Below are 23703 nucleotides of genomic sequence, written 5' to 3' on the forward strand. Positions count from 1 at the left end.
AATACATGGCTAACATCAGAGGTTATATCGGTACGTATACAAAGGGAGACAGTAAAGGTGTTTATACGTTTACATTAAATACGGACAAGCAGCAGATTGAGCAAGTAGAAGTCGCTGCTGAGCTTGAAAATCCTACATATTTAACCGTGTCAGAGGATCAAAAGTTTGTTTATGCTGTTGTGAAAAAAGGATCACAGGGCGGCCTTGCTGCGTATCAAATTGATTCAACAACAGGCAGACTTCACTTCATCAACCAAGAGCTTGCCGATGGAGCTTCTCCTTGCCACGTCAGCGTGGACAGTCAAACGAAAACGGCATATACAGCGAACTATCATAAAGGGACAGCAGAGATGTATGAAATCGATGCTGAAAACGGCTCAGTGATCCGCACGCTCTCACAGGCGCAGCATGAAGGAACTGGCCCTAACGAAGATCGTCAGGAAAAGCCGCACACTCACTTTATGGGTCTCACGCCAGATGAACAATTTGCAGTGGCTGTTGACCTTGGAACAGATGGAATTTATACGTATAAGAAAGAAGACGGCAAACTTGAGCTTGCTCATACATTTGAAACAAAGCCAGGCAGCGGACCTCGTCATATCACATTCCACCCAACGAAACCTGTGGCATATGTCATGACAGAGCTAAGCTCAGAGGTCATTGTGCTTCGTTACTTTGAAGATGGTCATTTTGAAGAGATCCAAACAATCGCGACCATTCCAAGCGATTTTACGGAGAACAATCAAGGAAGTGCCATTCATGTCTCTTCAGACGGACAATTTGTTTATGCAGGAAATCGCGGTCATGACAGCATTGCGATTTTTAAAACAGACGCTGACGGCCAATTAAGCCTTGTCGAGATTGCTTCTTCTGAAGGAAACTGGCCTAGAGATTTTGTGCTTGATCCAACAGAAGAATTCCTCGTCGGTTCAAACCAAGAATCTAGCAACCTTGTGTTATACAAACGCGACAAAGAAACAGGACGACTCACTGTCTTACAATCAGACATTACCGTCCCTCATCCAGTTTGCGTGAAATTTTTAGGGTAAAGAAAAAAGCCTCCAATAACGGAGGCTTTTCTTTATACAGACGGCATACCGCCATCCTCAAGCTTTTGATCAATCAAAGACGTATCGGTTTTTTCGCCGAACCATTTTGACAGCCTGTCTTTTGCTTTCCCTTTCACATCATCATCAATGTACATTGCTACTTGAAGCAAAGCAAATGTAATGGCTCCTAAATCATCTGTATAGCCGACACCAACCAATGTATCCGGAATAAGATCAAGTGGAAGGATAAAATAGCCGAGTGCTCCAATAATCAAGGTCTTTGCTTTGACCGGCACTTCGGGTTTTTGCAATGTATAGTAAAGTAATAGCACAGCATAGACAAGAGAGACACCAGCTTTTTGTGCCGTCTTTTTTAACTTTTCCCAAAAGGCATGATCATTAAAATGCTTCTTCGAACGCTTTAATAGTTCTTTTTTCTCAGAACGATTCATCATATCGCCTCCATCTACAGCATAGCCCTTTTCCCTTAGTTATACAAGATATCCGCCGATTCGACAAACAAAAAGCAGCAGAAAGCTGCTGCATTCTACTGCTCTTTGTAAAACTTTTCAATTGCCTTATCGATGTACACCCATCCTTTATAAGACACATGAATCGTATCTTTAAAGAAATATGGATCGTACTCATGCTTAGTCAAATCCGCGACTTCATACCCATTATCTCGAATTTGACGATTGATTTTTTCATAATAACCTGTACGGCCTTCTTTCGGAAAACCGGTGTAATCATACCACTTTCCGTTGACAGGAATCGTTACAAACAAAGGCTTTGCCCCTGCCTGTTTTAAAATATCCAGCATGATTTGAAAATCTTTGTATTCTGGTGATTCCGCATAAGAATGGCCTTCACGGGAATCCTTCATCTTTTTCATGATCGGTTTCAGCTTGTGGTCAAACAGTTTTTGATTAATATAAAACGGGTTGTCCCCTGCTCTTTTCGCACCAAAAATGCTCGCTTCTTTTTCAAGCTCAGCCCATGTTTTTCCTTTGACTGAAGGAGACGGTTGAAGCTTGCGCTCATGCCCCGATCCAATCGTATAGTACATGTCTTTCTTTTGAAGCATGCCATAGTACATTTTCGCAATAGGAGAAATCGCGCCATAAGCGAACTTGTTCCCAGATAGCTCTGCTTTAAAAAGCTCTGTAATCACCATGTCGTTTTTGACTGCTTTAAACTTCATGATTCTTTTGATGAGCTCTTTTTTCACAGTTGGATCAATTTCTTTATTATAGGCGAGATTAAGTGCTTGAAGCGCTGAATAGTTAGGTGCAAAGTGATTCTCGTCAGATCCCCATTTCACAAACCACTGCGGGGACACGATAAATACAAGCTTCTTCCCTTTTAATTCATCCATATGTGCTGCGAAGTTCATCGCATGAATTAATGATTGCGATCCACCTTTTCCAATAAGATAAGGTGTAAACCCTTGAGGATTCTCATGAAAGAAGTTCGAAGGGTGATATGGATCAAAACGTGATAGTTCAGAAGATCCATAGATCGGCAAATAAGTTGGATCTTTTAGCATTTCATCTTGTAAATAAAGCCCTTGAAACATCCCTGGATCTAATTCTGTAGCTGACTTTTGTAATTTGTCTTTTGGGATCAGGTGTGAGAGCCATGCATTTGGTACAAGAAGAACACCAATGAATAGAACAGCCGCTAAAATAAGCGGCCCAAAAAAACGCTTTTTCATTACTTCATCTCTGCCAGCTGCTCAGCAATATGACTCGGCGTATCCCACACATCACGATCGAATTCTGTAATCGGAACAGTGATTCCGAGTTGACTTTCAATTGCCATAAGCAGTTCTACTGTACCAAATGAATCAAGAAGACCTTCTTCAAAAATCGCAATCTCTGGATTTTCTTTCACAACGTCGTCCTGACAAACCTCTGCAATAATACCATATACTTGATTTTTAAATTCCATAATTTTCTACTCCCTTAATCATTAATGATGAAATGGTTTTCCTGAAAAAATATAAAATCCGAAACAAATCACATGGAATGTAATAATGATTGACACAACCATTGTGACCTTATTATCCGGCCACCACTTGTGCTTTTTATTCCATTTCTCAAATAAATTGTAACCGGACATGACAACTGCATGATATAGTCCGTAAATAATATATTGAAGGGCAAGGCCATGCCAAGCACCCATCAATAGAAAGAGGACAAAGTACCCAATATTTGATACAGCCATTCGGTTCTTGATCCACTTCTTTTTAGTCATAAAGAACACAAATCTCATAAACACGTAGTCTCTGAACCAGAAGGACAGGGACATATGCCAGCGATTCCAGAAGTCTTTAATGTTTCGGCTGATAAACGGTTTATTAAAGTTCTCTGGCGACTTAATACCCATAATATAACTCACACCTACAGCAAACATTGTATATCCAGCAAAGTCAAAGAACAAATACATGCTGTAAGCATACATATACGTTAACTGCTGAACAAAGTGACTGCTGCTAATGTGATGAATATTCATCAGAATATATGTGTGAATTAGATAACCAATAATAAACTTATATAAGAAGCCAATGAAAATTTTATGAATACCGGCATATAGAAGATCACTGTATGCTTCCTTTTCAGGCGGCGTATCCATATCCTTTTCAAATCGGCGGTAACGGTCAATCGGACCTGATGAAATCGTCGGGAAAAAGACAATGAAATAGACCAAACGGTGAATCGGAATTTTCTTCTTAATCAAGCCGTCTCTTGTCTCAATAATTAACTGAACACCTTTAAATGTTAAGTACGAGATCCCCAAAAAGCTCAGCCAGTTCATTGGCGGCGGCTGGTGCGGCTGATGAGTTAAAAAGAACGGTAAAATCTTTGACAGCACAAGCGGCAAAATAGATGCCACCACTGCTGCATAGAAAACAGATGCCTGATTCGCCTTTAACCTGTACGCAAGGTACAGGCGGATGATGAAGATTTGCCACACCGTGAACAAGAAGAGCAGCAGCGCGCCATGGGCATCCTTTGAGAAAATAAGTGCCAGCGCCACAACCGTTGCAAACATGTTGTAGCCCTGCATTCTTTTGCCGCGAAGACCAAGAATGATCGTCGGCAAAAGAAGAATACCAATTAGAATGAAGAAAAAGAATGAACTAAACGGAATCATAGAAGAACCTCTTTCGCGATTCTCTTACGGTCAACCTTCCCGTTTGGCGTCATGTACAGCTGCTCAAGATAGACAAACTTTCTTGGGATCATGTACGCTGGCAGTGAATCCGCCATTTCTTTCTTAATCGCGCTTGTCAGCTGATACTCTTTTTCAAATGAATGAGCTGCTGGAACAATCGCTGCAATCAAGTACTCGACATGACCGTTTGGCTGGAATGGCACAATCACACAAGCATTGACATAGGTTGTCTCGCTTACATGATATTCAATTTCTTCAAGCTCCATCCGGTATCCATGAAGCTTAATTTGATAGTCGAGACGGCCATGGCACGTAATTAAACCATCCTGCGCCACACCTGCGTCACCTGTACGGTAAGCAGGACGTCCTTCGTATTCAAAGAACACTTTATCTGTCAAGGCTTGTTCACCTAAGTAGCCTCTCGTGACGCTTGGCCCCACGATGACAATTTCTCCTTTTTCACCATCAAGAAGTGTCTTGCCTTCTTCATCTAAAATGACGATGTCTGTATCAGGTTTGGCATAGCCGACTGGTAAAGAATCGTGCTGATCAAGAATCTCCTGCGTGACTTCAATCGATGTGATTGCAACAGTTGCTTCAGTTGGACCATACGTATTAAAGACCTGCGCCTTTGGAAAACGCTCCAGAAGTGCACTTGCTACAGCTACAGGAAGCGCCTCACCGCAGAACAAGAAAACTTTCAGCTCAGGTAAAAGCTCCCCTGTAAAGGAAGGGTCCATTAAGCACATTTGCACAAAAGAAGGTGTTGATGTCCACACTTCAACGTCAGATTGACCAAGTGCTGCAAACATATCCTTTGGCTTGTTGACGAGATCTTTTACTAAACAGTAAAGCGTGCCGCCTGATTGAAGCGCTGGATAGAGATCCATCACTGATAAGTCAAAAGAAAATGGTGCTTGATTTAAGAATGTGCGTCCCTCACCAATTGGGAAGTCACGGCACATCCAATCTGTAAAGCTTTCTAAATTATTGGCAGTTACCTGAACGCCCTTCGGTTTTCCGGTACTGCCAGATGTATAAATAATGTAGAAAACATCATCTTGTTGAACCCACTGCGTGGATGGCGGTGCTTCTTTTTCAAGTGCTAAAAGCGATGCCGCACTCTTCACATCAATGTGTTCTTCTACATCTAATACATTCTGCTCATTTGCACAAATCAATAGACTGGCTTTTGAGCTTTCAATAATTGAGACGATACGCTCGACAGGTATTGAGATATCGACCGGAATATATGGTCTGCCTGATTTCACACTGCCTAAGAAAGAAATCAGCATCTCTGGCTCCATATGACCGTATACAATGACAGGTTCCCTGCCAGCTGCGACTGCATCGATCGCACCAGCCATTTGGTCTGATAAATGCCAAAGTTCATCATATGTGATCGATGCATGTTGAGAAACAAATGCTGGCTGTGTTGGTTTTGTTTGCTGGTATTCATGAATCGTTTGTAATAGTTTCATAATTTAATCTCCAATTAAAAATCGTTGTAAATGAATGATCCCGTATTTGCTGTGTGGAATCCGTAAATAAAGAACAATAATAGCAAAATAAGTAAGTAAAAGCTTGTATATCCTATCCATTTTACAGACTTATTTTCTGATAGCTTTTTGAATAGCATATTGATAACCTCTTTTCTTTTGACACTTATAGAGACGCATGACTCATTCAAAGAGTTTCATATCAAACCATAAAAATTTTAAGAAATCATGAAAAAAAGATGAAGAATCGATTAACGTGTCTTTAGGCAAAGCTGTCTTATTGTAACAAAGATTTAATACATTTGAAATGAAATCCGAGCTTAAATTTGCCTTAAAATTGCTGAAAGCTGTCGAACTAACGCAAAAGCCACCTAGTTGGACTAGATGGCATTGATGTCATTTACTTCTTATATTTATTGACTTCGAACATGAGAATGTTTTTAAACACTACATAATCCTTTTTACTTTCAAATGGACCTTTGTTGTTGTCATGCTCATCAATTTCATAAAAACCTGGTCCTTCTCCTGCATCACGCTTTTTGTACCAGGATAGGAAGGCGTTGACTTCTTTCATGGAAAGGTCATACTCTTTCTGCAAGCCATTGACCATTGTGATGATGAGAAGGGCATCACCGTCTTCATTTGTTGCATCGTCTTTAGGCGGTGTTGTTGGTTCTGGGTCTTTGTCGCCAGGTGGTTCGGTTTCAGTGTTTTTAAGACTCTTTAACGAGATAGATAAATTAGTTTTGAAATTTGCTCTAGCGTTAGTAGGGGCACTTGAATTTTGTTCAACTCCTCCAATTACATAGAGTGTATCATCAACAAGTGCTGATACATGTCCCATTCGATAAGGTGCAGAAGTGTTAGGTATAGTTTTTGATTTCATAGCTTCTATATCAAAAAGTGTAACTCTAGAAGTTCCACCTGTTCTTATAATATAATCTTCAAAGTTTAATGCATTATGATAAGGTGCAATTGCTCCCGATCCTAAAACTGTCCACTGATCTAATAATGGATCGTACTCAAACGTTTTTGGACCTAGTAATTCTGATCCAGCTAAAACATAGAGTTTATTTTTTACAACCACAGCATTTCCAGCAGTAGCCTCATTGGTGAATTTTTTCTTTTTTGTCCATTCCTTTGTTTTTGTATCGTAACTAAATGTATTATTGTACCTCTCTGGCTTTAATGAACTATTATAACCAACAACATAAATTTTATTATCTATAACACCAGCGTATAAATTATATGCAGATATCTTCAATTCAAATGGAAGGTCTTCTGAATTCTCCCATGTATCCGTTTTGATATTATAAACTTCTACGCTATTTGTTAATCCTTGTTCTGTTCTTCCCCCCATTACATATATACGATCATCTACAATTACACTGGCAGCACCCATACGGCCTGTCTTCATACCAGCTTTTTCTGACCATTTATCTAACTTCGGATCATATACATAAGTAGTATTAGAATATGCCTTACTTGGACCCGTTCCACCTATTACATAGATTTTCCCATCATATACTTCACTTACAGCTCCTACTCTTGCATCGGGCAACTCCGCCCGTTCTTTCCATTCAAGCGTATCTGTATTTTCCGCTTTTACCGATTGGGTTGGATAACATAATACTGACAACAACAAAGTGAAAATAAAAAGCCATTTTTTCAATATAACCACACTCCTTCAATTTGTTTACATAACAAATATCGGATAGTTATTTACTTTTTTCATGTTTTTGTTACTTATATATATATTTATTACTTACTGTTTCCCCAATGCGCCTTAAATTTCTAAAATCAAGCTTTCACATTAGAATTATTTCATATTTATATTAATTAACTGCTGGCATTACTCATATTTTTTTATTTCCCCATTAAAAAACCCATGATGATTCATGGGTTTCGTCTCAGTTCATTATTAGAAAATCCCAAACATGGAAATGTCCACCTTGTCATGAAAACGGGTGACGAGCCAGTCCCATGTGTTCTTGTAGTTTTGCTCAAGCGCTACTTTAAATTCCTCGTAAAGATAAAAATCATTATCCCCTTTATATCGCTGATCCTCATAAGCTTGAAGATATACTGCTGCCTCCGCATCCACGAAACAGCCCATTCCCGTATTTACACCGTAGCCGAAGAACTTGTCCTCTTTCAATTGATTGAGTTCTTGCCTTTCTCTTGTGGCAAGCTCCCATTCTATTTCTTGCTCGTTTGTGAACTTGATCATCGCATAGGCAACGCGTTCGTCACCGCTTTCTAACCGCTTAACTATAAGTAAAATAGGATATTTCCCTAGAGCAACCTCCCTCGTAAAAGATTGGTCTCCTTCTGAAATAAAAGGATCACAGGCAACGATATGACCGCTCGTGATCTCGATATAGCCTAACTGTTTAGCGAATAATTGATCACTCTCTTGACTGCTAGTTGTCTCTCCATTTTTATATAACAGGTGTGTTGGATTGATGTTGTAAATGTGATCCTTCCTTTCATTGGTTTTCTAAAGTGTTGATATTATGTACTTCTCCCACATTTAATCCATCAATAAAAAATCTGTAACGAGACAGGGTTCATCTCCATTCGCGTCCATCCTCAAAACCAGTAGAAAAGATCGCTAAATCACCTTTCTCCTGAAAGCACATGACTAACCAACTTCTTGTATCCTCATAAATAATTTTTATCTAATTTCTGTTTAAATTATTTACAAATAATTCATATAGTTAGATTTATTTTCATTCATCTTACATCACAAATGATATGAGACTTTCTTGTATAAAAGGGATTAAAAATTATTCATTTTATATTCACTATATTGATGAGTAAAATAATTTCCTTTTGCTGATTTAAAAGTTAATGAAAAGATTGGGTACACGGCATTTTCTAGTTCTATCGAGGAAAAAAATGACTTTTCTCCTAAAGAGTTTTGATTCGTTTCGCCTTCTATTGAATTACCATAGATGTCGATTCGTGCCTTTACCGTATAGTATTGCAAATCCTTATAAGTAAATTTTTTCACATGAGATAAATTCCTACCAGTTTCTTGTTTGTAAACATCATTGATTTTCAAGTAAATATTTTCATCAATTATGATTCCTGTTTTAATGTAAACCAGTCTACTTTCTCCAGATTTAATTATAAATGGCATACTAGAAATTTTTCCATCTTCGTCTATAAAACCTTGATTCATTTTATTATATTGCACAGGGAAACTTTCAGGCGATTTCTCAGCGACTTGTTCTAATTTATAATCAATCAAGGATATTGTATTATCACTTATATTTGACAATAAAATACCAAACTCTAAGGTTATAAGCTTTCCTCGAAAAAAATTACTAAATGATAGATTAGTATTACTTATAGGCGTAAATGAATTAATGGTGATTTCTTCTTTATCTTTTTTGAAATCCTGATAAACAGTCCATAGAAGTGTAAAAACTGATATAATTACTGCTAGAAAGGCAAATATTATTTCTTTCTTACGCCATTTATTCTCCTGAGATTGTTCAGTCTTTTCACAAGAAAAGTTTCTCATAAATTCACTTCTATCAATTCTTCTTGAATTTCTTCTAAAAGATTTCCTCATTACAATAAAAACCCCCATCATAACTTTGTTTTACATGTCGAAACCCCCTTATACTGTACATATAACACCAATATATAAGGTGTACCGATAATTCCTATAATTTTCGATAAACGCAATACTTATTATAGATTCCTAGAACAAAATCTACACATTATTATTAATGTTCTCAAACATTTATAAACGTACTAACCTGTGTGTCCCTTAACCACGGGATTTCTTGCAGTGTTTGTCTTCTTTATACGAAACTCCATCTGTTCTCCGATACTTTGTATATTCGCGGATTACTTCCGTTTCTTTAACAAGAACGAAAATATCCAGCGATTCCTCAATCGAATACTTACTTTCGGGCGGCTATGGGTCTTGGGCTAGCCATGTGACTGAACGCCTAGCCGTCGGACTTCTTTCGCCAATAAACTTTATAGCCATAACGTTAATTACCTCCGCTTAGGCCAACGCACACGAAAAAACCTGCTACCAATACGTCTATGTCATCGTTTGATTCAACGGACACTATACGTATCAATAACGGGTCTTCAATAGGTCTCAGGAGAGAACTCCCGACCGCCAGCTTAGAAGATCATTGCTCTATCCTGCTGAGCTACTCTATATATCAGTATTTATTTTTAGTCATGTATAAATGGCTACTTTTCGAACTTAGACCGTTTGCTTATTCCTATTATAAATAATGATGTTTTGTAATTCGAGCCTTATTGCTTTTGGTTATACATGAGGAATTTCATAAAGCATTATGTTCTTTATACCCATCCCTTCTAAAAAACTGAAGGTTTGAATTAAATCCAATTTGACAACTGTACTGATTTTTTCAACTAGTATAGTTTCCCGACTTATAATATGGTCTGTAAAGGCAAGAATTACTCCAACTTTATTCTCATCAAATTCATGTGGTGTTTTTCCCTTAATTTTCTCAAGGGAATTGGAGCGGAACTTAGCATCTTTGTAATATAACTCCATAGAATTTCGTGTCTGTGCGAATAATTCACGCAAAGAAGTTCCAAGTCCTTTCTTTACAAATATAAATAATGCTTCATCTTTCCTTAAGTCTACAATGTCACAAACCTCAGCTTTATCTTGACCTTTTATATAGATATGGTTTCTGTGCATTTGAACAAGTTTTTCGCTACAAATACTTGGAATATAAGAATCTTCTGTTTCAAGCTTATCGCTGGAATGTTTCCAATGAGGCAGATTGAAGTCCTCAACAATATAATTATCCAACATTTTACATACTTCTTCATTTGCTATTTCGATTAGGTCTTGACTTACTTCAAACCATTTCTGGTCTATATAACAATAATTTGTTTTTGCCTCTATAACATCTGCAACTAAAAAGGCTTTAAGTTTATCCATATATCTCTTTTCATTTTCACTATCGAACCCTGCAATCCTAATCGTAGAGAGGTGAGACTCATCAAACTCTTCAATTCCTAAATCGATTAAAAAATCAAATATACGCTCTAAACTTAAATCTTTTAATTTCACGGAATCGACTTTGTAAGAAATTACGTAGTAGTCAGAGAGAATGAATTCTCTAACATCGGAATAAGAAATTATTACATTAGATTCAACTGTATCAAATTTTTTATCTCTGTACCCTTGATATAAGGAGATAAGATTCTTAATGAGTATAGCTGATAACGAATTTTTTCTATCCCTGTTTGTAACTTCCGAAAATCCTTTATAAAGGCGAAACTTATCTTCTTTAGTCGATAATTCTTCTAGTCTTTCAAGTACGGTATCCAGTTGGTCTAAAGTCAAACTTCTATTAATTGTAAATGAAGATTTACCCTGTAGGCGTATTTTGAATTTTCCGGAAATTTCAATACCCAAATGAATCTTCAAGTCAATATCTTTAATTTCGCCAAGAATTTCTTTAGATATTTTCCCCCAGTTATTAGGGTCAAATTCATAATTATAATACTCTTTAAATACATGCTCTTCTTGTACTGTCTTGCCAGCTAGAGGCTTTTGTTTAATATACTTAATTCGATCGGGGTCAATAATTTTGCTAATTAAATCTATACCAAAATCTTGAATGATATAACCTTGTATTGAGAAAAAACCAATTCCACCTGTGAAGGCATAGGCATTTTCTCCAATAGTACGGAGTAATACAAAAGATGAAGTTTCATTTGATGCTTTTACTTTAGTCGGGTCTTCTGCAACTTGTATTAGTATTCTTTCCCATTTCGGTTTCTTTACCTTTTTGGTCATATAAAGTATATAATTTGGGTCTTTGCATTTTATTTCCTCAAAATCATTTTCCTTTAGATTTTGAGTACAAGACTTTGCATCTTCTATTTTATAAATAGCAAATTTATGTTTTATTTCCCGCATCCCAGTTCTCCCAATCATCTTGTATTTTATTCATATTATACCATAATCCGACATGTCCTCTCATAGTATTTTGTTAAGCTTCGTATCATATTACTTCCATGGTGTGTAGATGAACCGACTATGGAGTCAAACAGTGGATGCCCAATTAAGATAGTGGAAATTCCCCCTATCCCTTTAATTCCAAAAAGAAAAGACCTCTGCTTGACGAGTCTTAATCTTAGTTCTCTCTTCTTCTCCTTCATACATTTCTCAACTTCCGATAATTGTTCTGCAACTTTTATTACTTCCCAGCCTTGATTGCTGACGTAATACGTTGAATTACTTGTTTTTGAACGTGTTCAAATATCTGTATACCCGTAAATTCCAACCTACTCATAAAGCTTTCTGAAACCCTTCAAATAACTCCTTCACAAGTTTAATCATTATTAATACTTGGATTAGCAGTAAACAACATAGACATTTACAGGGAATAAGTACGTTTGGAGGGAATTCAATGACACAAGATTCTGATGAGAGTAAGTTGCAACAAATAAAACAAATGCAACAGATGTTTTTAGAGAAAATGAAAACTCAACCTTATCCCATGTACCCTAATTACGGAAAAATCACACGCTATGAAGAAATCCCAATTAATTTACCTGAACAACGTCAACTTCGTCATCCTGGTGTAGAAGGTTTAATGGTACCACTTCCAATTATTGAAAATACAAATTACAAAGGGAGTGGTAAGTTAGCGGGAAAAGTTGCTCTTATTACAGGAGGGGATAGCGGTATTGGTGCAGCCGTAGCCATTGCCTTCGCAAAGGAAAGTGCTGACGTTGCGATTGCATACTTAGATGAACACGAAGATGCTAATAGAACAAAAGCAAGAATTGAAGAACTTGGGCAACGTTGTTTATTGATGCCAGGAGACTTGCGAGATAAAAGGCAATGTATCACCATTGTAGAGAAAACAGTAAAAACCTTCGGACGTCTAGATGTTCTATGTAACCACGTTGGTATCCAATTTCAACAACCAAGCCTTCTTGACATTACAGACGAACAATTCGATGACACCTTTAAAGTCAACATATACTCACATTTTTACACAACCAGAGCAGCGCTTCCTTACTTAAAACCAGGCAGTTCTATTATCGGTACTTCTTCAGTCGTAACGTATGTAGGTGAGCAACAAATGATTGATTATACAGCCACAAAAGGGGCAATTGTTGGTTGGACACGTGCTTTGGCTAAAAATGTTGTAAAAAAAGGAATTCGTGTAAACGCCGTTGCTCCAGGTCGAATCTGGACGCCGCTCATTGCAGCAAGTTTCTCGTCAGATCAAGTGGCTGTATATGGAGCATTTAATCCAATGGAACGAGTTGCGCATCCATTTGAACTCGCACCAACATTTGTTTATCTAGCTTCTGATGATTCACGTTTTGTTACAGGTCAAGTGCTGCATGTTGACGGCGGGGAATCCACACATTCCTAATATAAGGAGGTCATTGGATTGAGATATGAATTTAATCCAGAAGTAGAGTTATTACTTGTGAATCATTCAATGGAAAAAGTCACTATGGTTTATATGGAGCATTCATGGCTAATGCCTGAAATTGGACGTAGACCGCCTTATTATTGCTACCCAAAATATGAACTGAATTACCCAATCATTTAAATAAATCGCAGTTTTCAGGAACGTTTAGGGCATACAAAAATGGATACAACTATGTCAATTTACGCTCATGTCATTGAAGAAGCTGATCAGAAATCAGCCACCCATTTTGATAGCTTCTTTGATACAAAAACAGGGAACGGAAATACTTAAAAATAAATCCGCTCCCAAAACCCTGTTTTGAAGCGAGTTACGAACTTATGTTCCAAAGAACAAAAAAAGCCTGAAATCCTTGATAATAAAGGGTTTCAGGCTTTTTTCTTAGTACGTCCCAGGAGAGATTCGAACTCCCGACCGACGGCTTAGAAGGCCGTTGCTCTATCCTGCTGAGCTACTGGGACATGTTGTTATGTAGTGTGCTGTGGTGTATTACCTCAGCGACAAGATTTATTATATTACTATTGTTCTTTAAAGTCAACGGTTTTTCGAAAGTTTTTTCATAAGGGGCAAATGCTGCACCCTTATGAAATACCTTCCAATGTGACAGTGTTTTCGAGGTCTTGTATGACCTGACCTTCGTCCGTGAAAAACTGTACGTTTGCTTCGCTTCCATCTAGTGTCAGTATAGCATAGCTGCGCTCTTTTCGCACTCTTGGCAAGTGCACGCTGCCTGGGTTAATGAGGAGTTTTCCTCTTAGCAGTTCACTGCCTGGAATGTGCGAGTGGCCAAAGCAGATAATGTCTGCGCCCAGCTCTTCTGCACGGTAGTAGACTTGAAGCAAGGATTGTTTGATGCCATGCAGATGTCCGTGAGTGAGAAATAGTTTTCCGCCTCCATCAAGTGGGAGCAGGAGCTCTTCTTCAAAATCGCCCATAAAGTCACAATTTCCTTTGACGACTTTGTATCCTTCAAGTGCTGGGTGGTTCGTTTCGAGTTCTGAATCTCCGCAGTGAATCATCATGTCAACTTCAGCCGCATGCCATTTGGCAATGGTTTGAAGTTCGTCTGTGAGTCCATGACTGTCACTAATGATGAGTATCTTCATGGCTTCATTCCCCCTTATTCATTTGCGTCTAGCAGTGATGAAAGCTTTTGAAGCGCGACCGCTCGATGGCTGATCTTGTTTTTCTCCTCTGGTGATAATTCGGCCATCGTCTGGTCTTTGTCTTTGACGATGAAAATCGGGTCGTATCCGAAGCCATTTTCGCCGATTGGTTTTTCTGCGATGAAGCCTTCTACTGATCCTTCTACTGTCTTTGTTTCTTTTCCCGGTATGCTGACAGCAAGGGCACATCTGAATCTGGCTGTGCGGTCTTCTTTTTCAATGCCTTGAAGTTCGCTCAGCACTTTTTCCACATTCTCCGCATCGTCTTTATGCTCACCTGCGTATCTCGCTGAATACACGCCAGGTTTTCCGCCCAGATAATCAATCGACAGACCGGAATCGTCTGCAATGACCATTTCACCTGCTTTGGCTTGAATGGCCTCCGCTTTGATGATGGCATTTTCTTCGAAGGTTTGTCCTGTTTCTTCAATTTCTTCAGTAAAGCCAATGTCTGCTAGTGTTTTGACCGTGAATCCTTTTGGCTCAAGAATGGCTTTGAATTCTTTCGCTTTGCCCGCATTGTGCGTTGCAATGATGGCTGTTTTCATCCTGATCAAACCCTTCTCTTTATTCGATGACTTCTCCTGTTACTGCTTTTTGCTTTTCGATTAATTCTTTGATGCCCTTTTCGGCTAAATCAAGCAGTCCGTTTAGCTGTTCTCTTGAGAATGTCGCTTCTTCGCCTGTTCCTTGAAGTTCAACAAAGCGACCAGCGCCTGTCATGATGACATTCATATCTACTTCAGCAGAAGAATCTTCTTCATAGTTTAAATCTAACAGAAGACCTTGCTGAGAATCAATTCCGACGGATATCGCCGCTAAATAATCAGTAATCGGGTTTTCTTTGATGACTCCTTCAGCTCGCAGCTTTTGAATCGCAAGTGTCATGGCAACAAAAGCACCTGTGATGGATGCTGTGCGTGTGCCGCCGTCTGCTTGAATAACATCACAATCAATCCAAATGGTGCGTTCGCCAAGCTTTTCTAAGTCAACGACTGCGCGGAGTGCTCGTCCAATTAAACGCTGGATCTCCATCGTACGTCCTGTGACTTTTCCTTTAGATGATTCTCTTATCGTTCTTTGTGCAGTTGCTCTTGGAAGCATGCTATATTCTGCTGTAATCCAGCCTTTTCCTTCTCCTCTTAAAAAAGGAGGTACGCGGTCTTCGATCGATGCGTTACAAATCACCTTCGTATTTCCCGCTGAGATTAAGACAGAGCCTTCTGGGTGCGTGATGTAGCCTGCCTCTATTTCAATTTTTCTCAATTCGTCATATTGTCTTTCATCTAATCTCATGTTTTACCTCCGTTACGATATACATTCCTCGCGAGTGCCAGCGGGGTTCTCCTACTAACTTTGACAACCTCAGCTCGTTCTAATCGCTTGGAATAAAAAAGAGGCAGCGAATATGCATGCCTCTTTTTCTCCATTATATCAATGTGTGACGTTAAAAACTACCTGTATTCACTTGTTCTGGTCGTGAAACCGGCTTTGTGAGCTCTGCTCCTTTTTCGTTCACAAGCTCAGCCTTGCCGTTCACCTTGACAGATACGCTTTTGACGTCCGGCAGCTCGGTTAATGTGAGCACAATGCTATCAAGAACTTTTTGTGAAATGACCTTTTTCTTTTCATCCGCACTGCCAAAAATAGATTCGTTGAAATCAAGTGTCACATGGCCATCTTTTACTTTTGGTACATCATTCAGCTTCACATCTTGATCAAAGTCTGTAAGCAGATGGCTTTTTTTGCTTGGTCCAGAGACGAGCTCATCAATTGCTGCTGTAATCGGATCATCCTCGTCTTTTGGCGCTCTTTTGGTCACCGGAACGTAGTACGTCTGTTCATCAGATTCAGCTAAATAGTAAACCGTCACTGGCTTTGTCGCTGTCATATCAGCAGCAGCCTCGTGCTGGATATTAATACCGTCTTCTCTGCTTAAATCATCTGAGATAGGTGTACCGTTCACTGGCATTTCTTTTAGTTCATGTCCATTCATCTTCAATTTGACTTTGGCTATGGAATCAAACTGAGTTAACGTCCAAGTGACAGATTGCAAAATGCGCTGCTCGTCTTCTTTTTTATAGTTTTTAAATTCATTTGAAAAATCGACAACCGCCGTTCCGTCTTTAATATCGACAGATACGCGCGTATCCGCTGGCAGCACTGCTCTGAAGCCATTCGGCATTAAGTTAGAAATAGGTCCCCCGTCCACGAGATATTCAAGGGTTTGTTTGGCACTTCCTTCATTTTTCGGCAGTGGAATGGATTGAGATACGACATACCCGTTTTTATCAATTAAATATAATTCTCTCATGACCGTATCTGCCTGCTTCTCTTCTTTTCCTTCTTTGGCTGTTTGTTTATCTTCTTTATTTTCTTTCACATATGTGACGTTTTGTGGTGGATCAATCTCTGTTTTCGCTTGGTCTGTTTGAAACAATCCGCATCCTGACAAAAGCATGGCTGACGCGATACACGTAACAGCTGCTGTAGATCCTTTTTTCAGCATACTTCACCCTCCTCTAGTAGTTTGTACTACTATGTATACGAGCTCCCCCAGAGGATTAGACCCTTTTCATAAAAAAATAACCCACTTCAAATAGAAGCGGGTTATTGCTGGTAGATGTGTTCAAGTGACACGGTTTCGACCTTCCCTGGCAGGTAGCCAAACCAGTCACGAGCGATGTTTTGAAAATTTTGCTGCTGCCCTGTTGTGTAAAATGTATGGACAGGCGTTTCTTTAGAGGTATTTAATAGCCCTTTATATGAAAGAATCGTACTTGCTTCTCTCGCTGTCTCATCTCCTGATGAAATAATGCTGACATCACTGCCCATAAAGCGCTGAATCGGCTCTTTTAAAATCGGATAGTGTGTGCAGCCAAGAATAAGAGTGTCAATTCCTGTTTCTTTCATCGGTTCAAGGGAATCTTTGACCACTGCCTCTGCTGTCTGATCTAAAAACGTACCGCTTTCCACAAATGGAACAAGGAGCGGACACGCCAGACTTTGAACCGTTAGACCTGCTTTTAGTGACAGCAGCGCTTCTTTGTATGCCTCGCTTTTGATCGTATTGATTGTGCCAATAACGCCAATATGCTGGTTGTTTGTCACCTTGATCGCTGTACGGGCGCCAGGCTGAATGACGCCAATGACCGGAATATCAAGCGTTGCTTTGATTTCATCCAGTGCGATCGCCGTTGCTGTGTTGCATGCAATGACGAGCATTTTAATATGGTGGTGTTTTAGTAAGTAGTGTGCCATTTCCCACGTATATTGAAGAACTTCTTCTTCTTTCCGCGGGCCATATGGACATCGTTTTGTATCGCCTACATAAATGATTTTTTCTTTTGGCAGTTGTCTCATGATTTCCTTTGCAACGGTTAAACCGCCGACGCCGGAATCAATGACGCCGATTGGTTGATCCAACAAAATCGCCTCATTTTCTTTTCATTTGCTGCTGTAGTTTCGTTAAGGATTGGTTGAAAACGATGGCTTCTTCTTCTGAGAAAGCCCCTAGAAGTTCACTGACGTATTCTTGGCGTTTAGCAATCACTTCTTGAATGATCCGCTCGCCTTCAGGCAATAAATGAATGCGAACCACGCGGCGGTCAGATGGATCTTTCACCCGTTCGACAAGTTCACTTTTTTCCATTCTATCAATTAAATCAGTGGTTGTGCTGCAAGCCAAGTACATCTTTTGTGACAGCTCGCCTATTGTCATATCTCCGAATTCATAAAGCCACTGAAGCCCGATGAATTGTGGAGGCGTAATCGTATATTGATTCAGGATTTCTCTGCCTTTTTGCTTAATAATTGCGGCAATGTGGCGTAATGATTTTTCAATCTCTGCAACATGGCCTGATTCATTCGTTTCCATTTTATTGATACCTCACTATAGCATCTCACTTTGATTAAAACGTATATGTCTATTTTCCTCGTTTTTTAAAGAAAATGCAAGAAGAGACTCATGGAAACCATATAGAAATAACCGGTTCCTCCCCAATATGGAAGGAAAACCGGCTGACTTTAGAGCTCTAGCTCACCCATACGCAGAAGCTCGACTACGGCCTGTGAACGGCCTTTGACTCCTAGCTTTTGCATGGCATTTGCTAAGCGTACCTTTTGCAAATCGTTATCCGTGCTGTCATTTGAATCTGTAATAGATGTTTATTTTTCCATTTGGATCAATTACGATACGATCGATCAGCTTTTCAAACACATGTTTTAAATCTTTTTCTCTATCTTCAAGTTCTTGAATGACTGCTTTCATTTCGATGATTGAATTTTTCTCATTTTGTACATGTTGCAACGAAAATAAACTCTGTTCAAAATTTGTTATTTTGGCCTGAATGTCGTTCCGTTTACTTTGAAATTCGGCTTTTGTAATCATTTGATCTTCTAAGTACAGTTCTAACAATCTTTTGTTTTGTGTCTCTAAAGACTTCAATTCTGCCTTTATGGCTTTAATTTGTCTTTCCTTTTGTTCAAGAGCATTTTTCTTGAAGTCGTGTGAAATTCCCTCTGAAAATGTAATGAGATTTTCAACCACAAAATCTCGAAGTTCTTCATATTTGATCGGAACATGATTCACACATCCATCTTTCCCGGACCTTCTGAAATTACTACACTTTAGGTATTTCCAATAAGTCCGCTCTCCATTTTTCTTGTCTCGATGAGTTTGGATGATCACCATTTTAGATCCACATTTCCCACAAACAATTAACTTTCTCAACTCATTCCAGGGTGTAAATTTTCTTTTTTTATTGACTGTTTGTTTATTGTTAGCTTTTTCCCAATCTTCTCTAGAAACAATTGGCGGGCAGAAATCTTCATAAACAGTCCATTTCTCAGGTGGGTTTCTAATGAATTTCTTTCGTCCATCTACCTTTATCGTCGTATGTCTATTAGCAATGTGAACTCCACAATAAATAGGGTTTTTTAAAATAGTCTGGACCGTTGTGAGCTGCCAGTTACTTCTTTTCCTGGGCGGAGGTATTTCACCAGCTTTACACTTCTCCTGCAAAGCGTATGTAACTCTTTTTTGGCCTAATCCCTCGTTGTTATATAAATGGAAAATTAACCTTATGACATCTGCTTCATTTTCATTAATAACGAGGTATTTCCCCTCTTTCATATAACCATACGGTATTCTTCCAGAATGTTCTCCTCGTCTGGCCTTTGCTGCAAGTACCCCACTTATGTTTACGGACATAGATTTAGGTAACTGCTCTGCGAAAAGGGCCGACATTTCAAATTTCATCGAAGCTTTGCTTTCGTACAGGCTATCATAATCTTCTTCAAGCGTCACGACACGAACACCGTTAGATACTAAAATCTCTCTAATATAGAGGGCATCTTTCAAATCTCTGGCAAGACGTGTAATGGATTTGAAAATAACCATTTTTATTTCTTTCTTTTCAGCCAATGAAAAAATGTATTTCATTGCTGCCCTATCTTCAAGGACGGTTCCGCTTATACCATCATCTAATAAAACAGAACGGTCATCCCATTCATAGTTGTGTTGCTCAATCCAATATCGACAAACGTCAATTTGGTTTTCCTTAGAACTTATTTGCTCGTCACGGTCTGTCGAAACCCTTGTATAGACCTTATAAGGGTAATCATCATATTTGATGATTTCTTCAACTGATTCTTTTCGGAAATGCATATGACACACCCCAATTGTGAATTGTTCTTACTAAATTATAACATCCCGACCATCAATTCCGTAATATTCTTAATTTGGAAAAAGCAACTTTTCGATTCATTAATATGATAGACTTATTTGGAAATATTTGTTTTGGAGGGTCTGTATTGAATCTTATTAAAACTTTTCTCTTTATGATTTTATGTGCCTTATTCTTATCTGCTTGTGGCAAAGCAGAAAACACATCCACAAGTAGCCCTAGTAAAAAAGAAGAAAGCATTGAAACTAAAGAAAAATTAAACGTAAAGATCACTTTGGATAAAGAAATCACAAACAATAAAATTATTATCATTAGTGGGAAGAGCAACTTACCTAAAGATACGAAACTAAGGATTCGTCTTGAACTCAAAAATTCTCATAAAAACTCAATAGTTAATTCAACTGTTCATAAGGATGGATCTTTCGAGTATAAATTCTTTAATGAAGATGACGGGGTATTTGATGATGGGAAATATATTATATATGTCGAAACACTACCGGTTCTTGAACAAACTGAAGTTGTTCAAGAAATTTTTGGAGACAATGGTTCTAACCTAACTGGTCCACAAATTAGCGGTGACTCAGAACTAAAAGCTACTGCTGAAATAAATTTAAAAATAAACAATTCTGAAGTTATATCTGAGGAGAAAACTTCGCCTAAAGATAAAGATGCAGAGGAAGAGAAAAATGAAGTTTATAACTCAGAAGAAGCCGAAGATAACAGTGAAGAAGATGAGTTAGATATGGTAAAAGATGATGCAGAAATACAAATCAAAACAATTATCGAAGAGAACTATAAAACCACATCGATTGAAAAAATTGAAATTAACGAAGATATGGGTTCGAGTGAGAAGAACAAGTTAATTGCTCTTGTTTACTTATCTTTTGATGCATTGAACACAAGTAAGACAGCTTATAACATGGTTGAAATGTATAGTGATGACTTAGCTGCAAACATTGGCAAAGATAATGATACAGTCAATCAGATAGCTGTATTTTGGAAAGTTCCTTATATAGATGAAGAAGAAACAGTTGCTAAATTCTCGTATGAACGCTCAGGAAAACAAATGAAAATTACCGATAAAGTATCTTCTTTAAATTGACCCTTCAAGTTGAAGGGTTTTTTATTAACATTTATAATCGAACTTACATTCTTTTTATAGGAGGGTACGCCGTGACCGATCTTGAGAGAAAGTTGTATCGAATCATCTATAACATGAGCAGATTCAGACGAAACCCATCAATGGATGACCTTAAAAGGAAAACGGGGAAGGATGAGCTGACGATCCGAAAGGCTGTTAAAAATCTAATATCCCGAAAAGAGCTTCAATGGAATAATGAGAAGCAAGAATGGCGGTTTAAATAAAAAAAGACCTCCATCGCATCGTTGCGAAGAGGTTATGTTAACTATTTAGTCTTTATACTTCTTAGAAAGGCACTTCTGTTCTGTGTGGCAGTTGTCAGCATAGTCGCATTTTCATTGAGCCTTTGCACCAATGCGTCCTTAGCTTTTCCTTCAAATGAAGAGAGTAAAGCAATATACACTTCAGCTACAACCTGTTGTGCTGAAGAAAAATCTGATGCGTTTTTTGTGTCTGCTTTTAGGTTCTGACAATGCGTTTTTAAACTTGCACCCACAATATTTTTTAATTCCTCATTCTGTTGTAATCGTCTGTAAAACTCATCTGCATCCATATTAACTCCATATGGCAATTGAAATCCCCCTTACAACCGTAACCATCTTGCTAATTCGTTATCCTTATCTTTTAAATCCACAGCCATTTTAACTATAAACTCACTAATATCCTCTAAATCTCTAATCAAATAATGTAGAGAAGCCTCAGTTTCATAGTGTTCTTCTGAGTCATAAAATGTTGCCCCATCTTTCACATAAGGCGCGTGATACAATATAGCTTTATCAACATCACTTGGATCTAGATCCTTGAATTCTTCTAATCTCTTTCCGCAAATAGATTTTACGTCATAAACCATTTTGCTGTGATCATGAGGGAATTGTTCAATTGCTTGTTTTTTTGTTTTTAAGTCTTCGATAGCTGCCTGTAATCGATGAGCTAGTTCTTTTGCATATTTGGCATCCACTTTTATAGTTTGCCCATTCATACCTGAATAAGATGAGAACGATTCGACATTCTGGTTATAAACACCTTTGCTTCCATCCACACTTTTGATATTACCATTCTTATCAAATGTAAAGTTCGAATCGTTTAAACTATGAGTATCGGGATTTTTTGCAAATGCTTGTCCATGGAAGGAAGTAATCAAATTTCCTAAAACCCCAGGAAGAGCAAAGGGTGATATAAACCGATTTATACGCTCTCTTCGTGATTGACTAGGATCTTTCGTATAAATTGTCGTTCCGTTGTGACGTTCATATTCTAATAACCAACCTGAACCCACCATATCATCGGGATTAATGATGGCTTTATGATACAAATCAAATTCTCCGTTTCTGATTTTCTTCTGTGTTTCTTCATCATGCAACTTAACAATGGAAGGGTTGTTAAAAGCTACACTGTAAACATTATTGTTTACACCAGCATATTCTGCATCTGCCCCTCCAAGAGAGTGACCAGTTGTCGAAATGACTGTATTAGTGCCAGCATACTTTTTCACTTCATTGGCGACGAGCTTATCACCTTGATCGAATTGGGATGTTTTGGATACAACTTTATACTTTCCGCTCTTCAGTAACATAGCTTGTTCCATACTACCGTTATATTTGGCAATCACTTTAGAGTTTTCAGGTGCCTCTTTTTTCATTATGTATTTGACTTTCTTTTTCGGATCTTTACCCATTACCACGTTGCCGCCATCTGCACTTATTACATCAGCTTTGATTTGTTCCTGATTTGTTCCTTGAAAACCTACGACAACATTCTCAGGCTCTTTTGGTTTAACCCATTTACCTTCTTTTTTCTTGGCTTGAACAAATACGTAAACATCTAGCCCTGTGTCCGGGTCTTTTTTGATTTTATCTACATAAAAAGCCTTTTTTGAATCATTTACAAGTGGTGTTTTATTCTCATAGGCTTTTTTCATTTTCTTTTCACTATAAGTATTTTGACTAAGAGAAAAATAGTCTTCATCTGTTAAATTAGGTATGCCGGTCTTTGTATTCATGTACAATGCCCCTTCTCTCATGTAAAATGTAAGACAGAAAGGATGGTTTTATGAAAAAATACATAATTATCCTTATAACTCTGGTTATTATAACACTTGGAGGGATATTTATGAAGGAACAACACGACAAAAAAACAGAAGCTCAAGAAGCTAAAAATGAAGAATTATATTCCTTGGCTAAGAAAAGAATGACTGACTTTATTAAAACAAACTATAATGATATTGAACGAATTGATTATACTAATGATTATGAGGTAAACCCAATGGGTGGCATTGAAATCAATGGTTACCTCAATGGCAACAAGAAAAAAGAACTATGGGGAATCTATGATAAAGGTAATGATAAAGTCATATCTTTCACTGTAGATGCTAAAGAAAAGCCCGAGTGCGAAGATAAAGTATGTGAGTATTAAACGATTAAAAAAACAAAAGCGTCCCCCGATATTTCAACGGGACTATTTTCTTACTTCAATATTGATGGAACCTTAAATAGACCACACTAAGACAAATAAA

General features: G+C 38.2%; 24 protein-coding genes, 1 tRNA gene and 1 pseudogene. 5 read left to right on the plus strand and 21 right to left on the minus strand.

Annotation, left to right across the window (positions count from 1 at the left end):
• Positions 1–5: 5 nt before the first annotated feature.
• Entirely contained in the window at positions 6–1049 is a 1044-nt protein-coding gene (locus tag NSS76_RS12865) for a lactonase family protein (protein WP_034621158.1), read from the plus strand.
• 32 nt (positions 1050–1081) lie between these two features.
• Here NSS76_RS12865 and NSS76_RS12870 read toward each other — a convergent pair whose 3' ends face one another.
• The 10 genes from NSS76_RS12870 to NSS76_RS12915 form a co-directional block, all read right to left on the minus strand.
• The gene (locus NSS76_RS12870) at positions 1082–1501 is read right to left on the minus strand and encodes a YkvA family protein (protein ID WP_034621160.1); all 420 of its coding nucleotides are present in this window, start codon (positions 1499–1501) and stop codon (positions 1082–1084) included.
• 95 nt (positions 1502–1596) lie between these two features.
• Positions 1597–2763, minus strand: coding sequence for a D-alanyl-lipoteichoic acid biosynthesis protein DltD (dltD, locus tag NSS76_RS12875; protein ID WP_025092477.1), 1167 nt, complete (start codon positions 2761–2763; stop codon positions 1597–1599).
• A complete protein-coding gene (gene dltC / locus NSS76_RS12880) occupies positions 2763–2999 on the minus strand; it encodes a D-alanine--poly(phosphoribitol) ligase subunit 2 (RefSeq protein ID WP_044331457.1) in 237 nt (78 codons plus the stop codon). Before dltC ends, dltD begins: the two co-directional genes overlap by 1 nt.
• A 21-nt stretch (positions 3000–3020) precedes the next feature.
• Positions 3021–4205, minus strand: a complete 1185-nt coding sequence (dltB, locus tag NSS76_RS12885; protein WP_034621161.1) for a D-alanyl-lipoteichoic acid biosynthesis protein DltB — start codon at positions 4203–4205, stop codon at positions 3021–3023.
• Positions 4202–5707 (minus strand): D-alanine--poly(phosphoribitol) ligase subunit DltA, encoded by a 1506-nt coding sequence (gene dltA, locus NSS76_RS12890; RefSeq protein ID WP_185853739.1) that lies wholly within the window; start codon positions 5705–5707, stop codon positions 4202–4204. Before dltA ends, dltB begins: the two co-directional genes overlap by 4 nt.
• Positions 5708–5721: 14 nt before the next feature.
• On the minus strand, positions 5722–5871 hold the full coding sequence (locus NSS76_RS12895; RefSeq protein WP_024427820.1) for a teichoic acid D-Ala incorporation-associated protein DltX: 150 nt from the start codon (positions 5869–5871) through the stop codon (positions 5722–5724).
• 254 nt (positions 5872–6125) lie between these two features.
• Positions 6126–7397: a Kelch repeat-containing protein gene (locus NSS76_RS12900; RefSeq protein WP_341082327.1), complete on the minus strand. Its 1272-nt coding sequence runs from the start codon at positions 7395–7397 to the stop codon at positions 6126–6128.
• A gap of 249 nt (positions 7398–7646) precedes the next feature.
• Positions 7647–8201, minus strand: coding sequence for a DUF4241 domain-containing protein (locus NSS76_RS12905; protein WP_080780867.1), 555 nt, complete (start codon positions 8199–8201; stop codon positions 7647–7649).
• Positions 8202–8507: 306 nt separating this feature from the next.
• Positions 8508–9308 carry a hypothetical protein gene (locus tag NSS76_RS12910; protein ID WP_145925722.1) on the minus strand — a complete coding sequence of 267 codons (801 nt, stop codon included), beginning with the start codon at positions 9306–9308 and terminating at the stop codon, positions 8508–8510.
• A gap of 720 nt (positions 9309–10028) precedes the next feature.
• A complete protein-coding gene (locus NSS76_RS12915) occupies positions 10029–11663 on the minus strand; it encodes a DUF6119 family protein (RefSeq protein WP_073206730.1) in 1635 nt (544 codons plus the stop codon).
• A 493-nt stretch (positions 11664–12156) separates the two neighbouring features.
• Between NSS76_RS12915 and NSS76_RS12920 the strand changes: the two genes are divergently transcribed.
• A complete protein-coding gene (locus NSS76_RS12920; RefSeq protein WP_034621177.1) occupies positions 12157–13137 on the plus strand; it encodes an SDR family oxidoreductase in 981 nt (326 codons plus the stop codon).
• Positions 13138–13584: 447 nt separating this feature from the next.
• On the opposite strand, the gene NSS76_RS12925 is transcribed toward NSS76_RS12920, so the two are convergent.
• The 9 genes and pseudogenes from NSS76_RS12925 to NSS76_RS12965 all read right to left on the minus strand — a co-directional run bounded on the left by NSS76_RS12925 (position 13585) and on the right by NSS76_RS12965 (position 20031).
• A tRNA-Arg gene (locus NSS76_RS12925) sits at positions 13585–13658 on the minus strand.
• Positions 13659–13778: 120 nt separating this feature from the next.
• Complete coding sequence (locus NSS76_RS12930; protein ID WP_073206735.1) at positions 13779–14303, minus strand: YfcE family phosphodiesterase; 525 nt, start codon at positions 14301–14303, stop codon at positions 13779–13781.
• Positions 14304–14317: 14 nt separating this feature from the next.
• Positions 14318–14920, minus strand: coding sequence for an XTP/dITP diphosphatase (locus NSS76_RS12935; protein WP_162860205.1), 603 nt, complete (start codon positions 14918–14920; stop codon positions 14318–14320).
• Positions 14921–14930: 10 nt separating this feature from the next.
• The gene (gene rph, locus NSS76_RS12940) at positions 14931–15659 is read right to left on the minus strand and encodes a ribonuclease PH (RefSeq protein ID WP_024427165.1); all 729 of its coding nucleotides are present in this window, start codon (positions 15657–15659) and stop codon (positions 14931–14933) included.
• A gap of 151 nt (positions 15660–15810) precedes the next feature.
• Positions 15811–16872: a GerMN domain-containing protein gene (locus NSS76_RS12945; RefSeq protein ID WP_024423204.1), complete on the minus strand. Its 1062-nt coding sequence runs from the start codon at positions 16870–16872 to the stop codon at positions 15811–15813.
• A 101-nt stretch (positions 16873–16973) separates the two neighbouring features.
• Complete coding sequence (racE, locus tag NSS76_RS12950; protein WP_369810464.1) at positions 16974–17792, minus strand: glutamate racemase; 819 nt, start codon at positions 17790–17792, stop codon at positions 16974–16976.
• Between the two features lie 7 nt (positions 17793–17799).
• Positions 17800–18240 carry a MarR family winged helix-turn-helix transcriptional regulator gene (locus tag NSS76_RS12955; protein WP_024423206.1) on the minus strand — a complete coding sequence of 147 codons (441 nt, stop codon included), beginning with the start codon at positions 18238–18240 and terminating at the stop codon, positions 17800–17802.
• 149 nt (positions 18241–18389) lie between these two features.
• Positions 18390–18476 (minus strand): annotated as a pseudogene (locus NSS76_RS12960) (hypothetical protein); the annotation flags it as partial.
• A gap of 31 nt (positions 18477–18507) precedes the next feature.
• Positions 18508–20031, minus strand: a complete 1524-nt coding sequence (locus tag NSS76_RS12965) for a recombinase family protein (protein ID WP_341082334.1) — start codon at positions 20029–20031, stop codon at positions 18508–18510.
• A gap of 146 nt (positions 20032–20177) precedes the next feature.
• Between NSS76_RS12965 and NSS76_RS12970 the strand changes: the two genes are divergently transcribed.
• Entirely contained in the window at positions 20178–21152 is a 975-nt protein-coding gene (locus tag NSS76_RS12970; protein ID WP_341082336.1) for a hypothetical protein, read from the plus strand.
• Between the two features lie 71 nt (positions 21153–21223).
• Positions 21224–21415, plus strand: a complete 192-nt coding sequence (locus tag NSS76_RS12975) for a hypothetical protein (protein WP_341082338.1) — start codon at positions 21224–21226, stop codon at positions 21413–21415.
• Positions 21416–21456: 41 nt separating this feature from the next.
• On the opposite strand, the gene NSS76_RS12980 is transcribed toward NSS76_RS12975, so the two are convergent.
• Both NSS76_RS12980 and NSS76_RS12985 read right to left on the minus strand, forming a co-directional pair.
• Positions 21457–21762 carry a hypothetical protein gene (locus tag NSS76_RS12980; RefSeq protein WP_144532611.1) on the minus strand — a complete coding sequence of 102 codons (306 nt, stop codon included), beginning with the start codon at positions 21760–21762 and terminating at the stop codon, positions 21457–21459.
• Positions 21763–21774: 12 nt separating this feature from the next.
• Positions 21775–23190, minus strand: a complete 1416-nt coding sequence (locus NSS76_RS12985; RefSeq protein ID WP_341082342.1) for a lipase — start codon at positions 23188–23190, stop codon at positions 21775–21777.
• A 50-nt stretch (positions 23191–23240) separates the two neighbouring features.
• Here NSS76_RS12985 and NSS76_RS12990 point away from each other — a divergent pair, with 50 nt between their 5' ends.
• The gene (locus tag NSS76_RS12990) at positions 23241–23603 is read left to right on the plus strand and encodes a DUF1433 domain-containing protein (RefSeq protein WP_060596917.1); all 363 of its coding nucleotides are present in this window, start codon (positions 23241–23243) and stop codon (positions 23601–23603) included.
• Positions 23604–23703: the final 100 nt, after the last annotated feature.

Origin of the sequence: Bacillus sp. FSL R5-0654 (genome assembly GCF_038008745.1) — a bacterium.
Taxonomy (GTDB): Bacteria; Bacillota; Bacilli; order Bacillales; family Bacillaceae; genus Bacillus; species Bacillus safensis.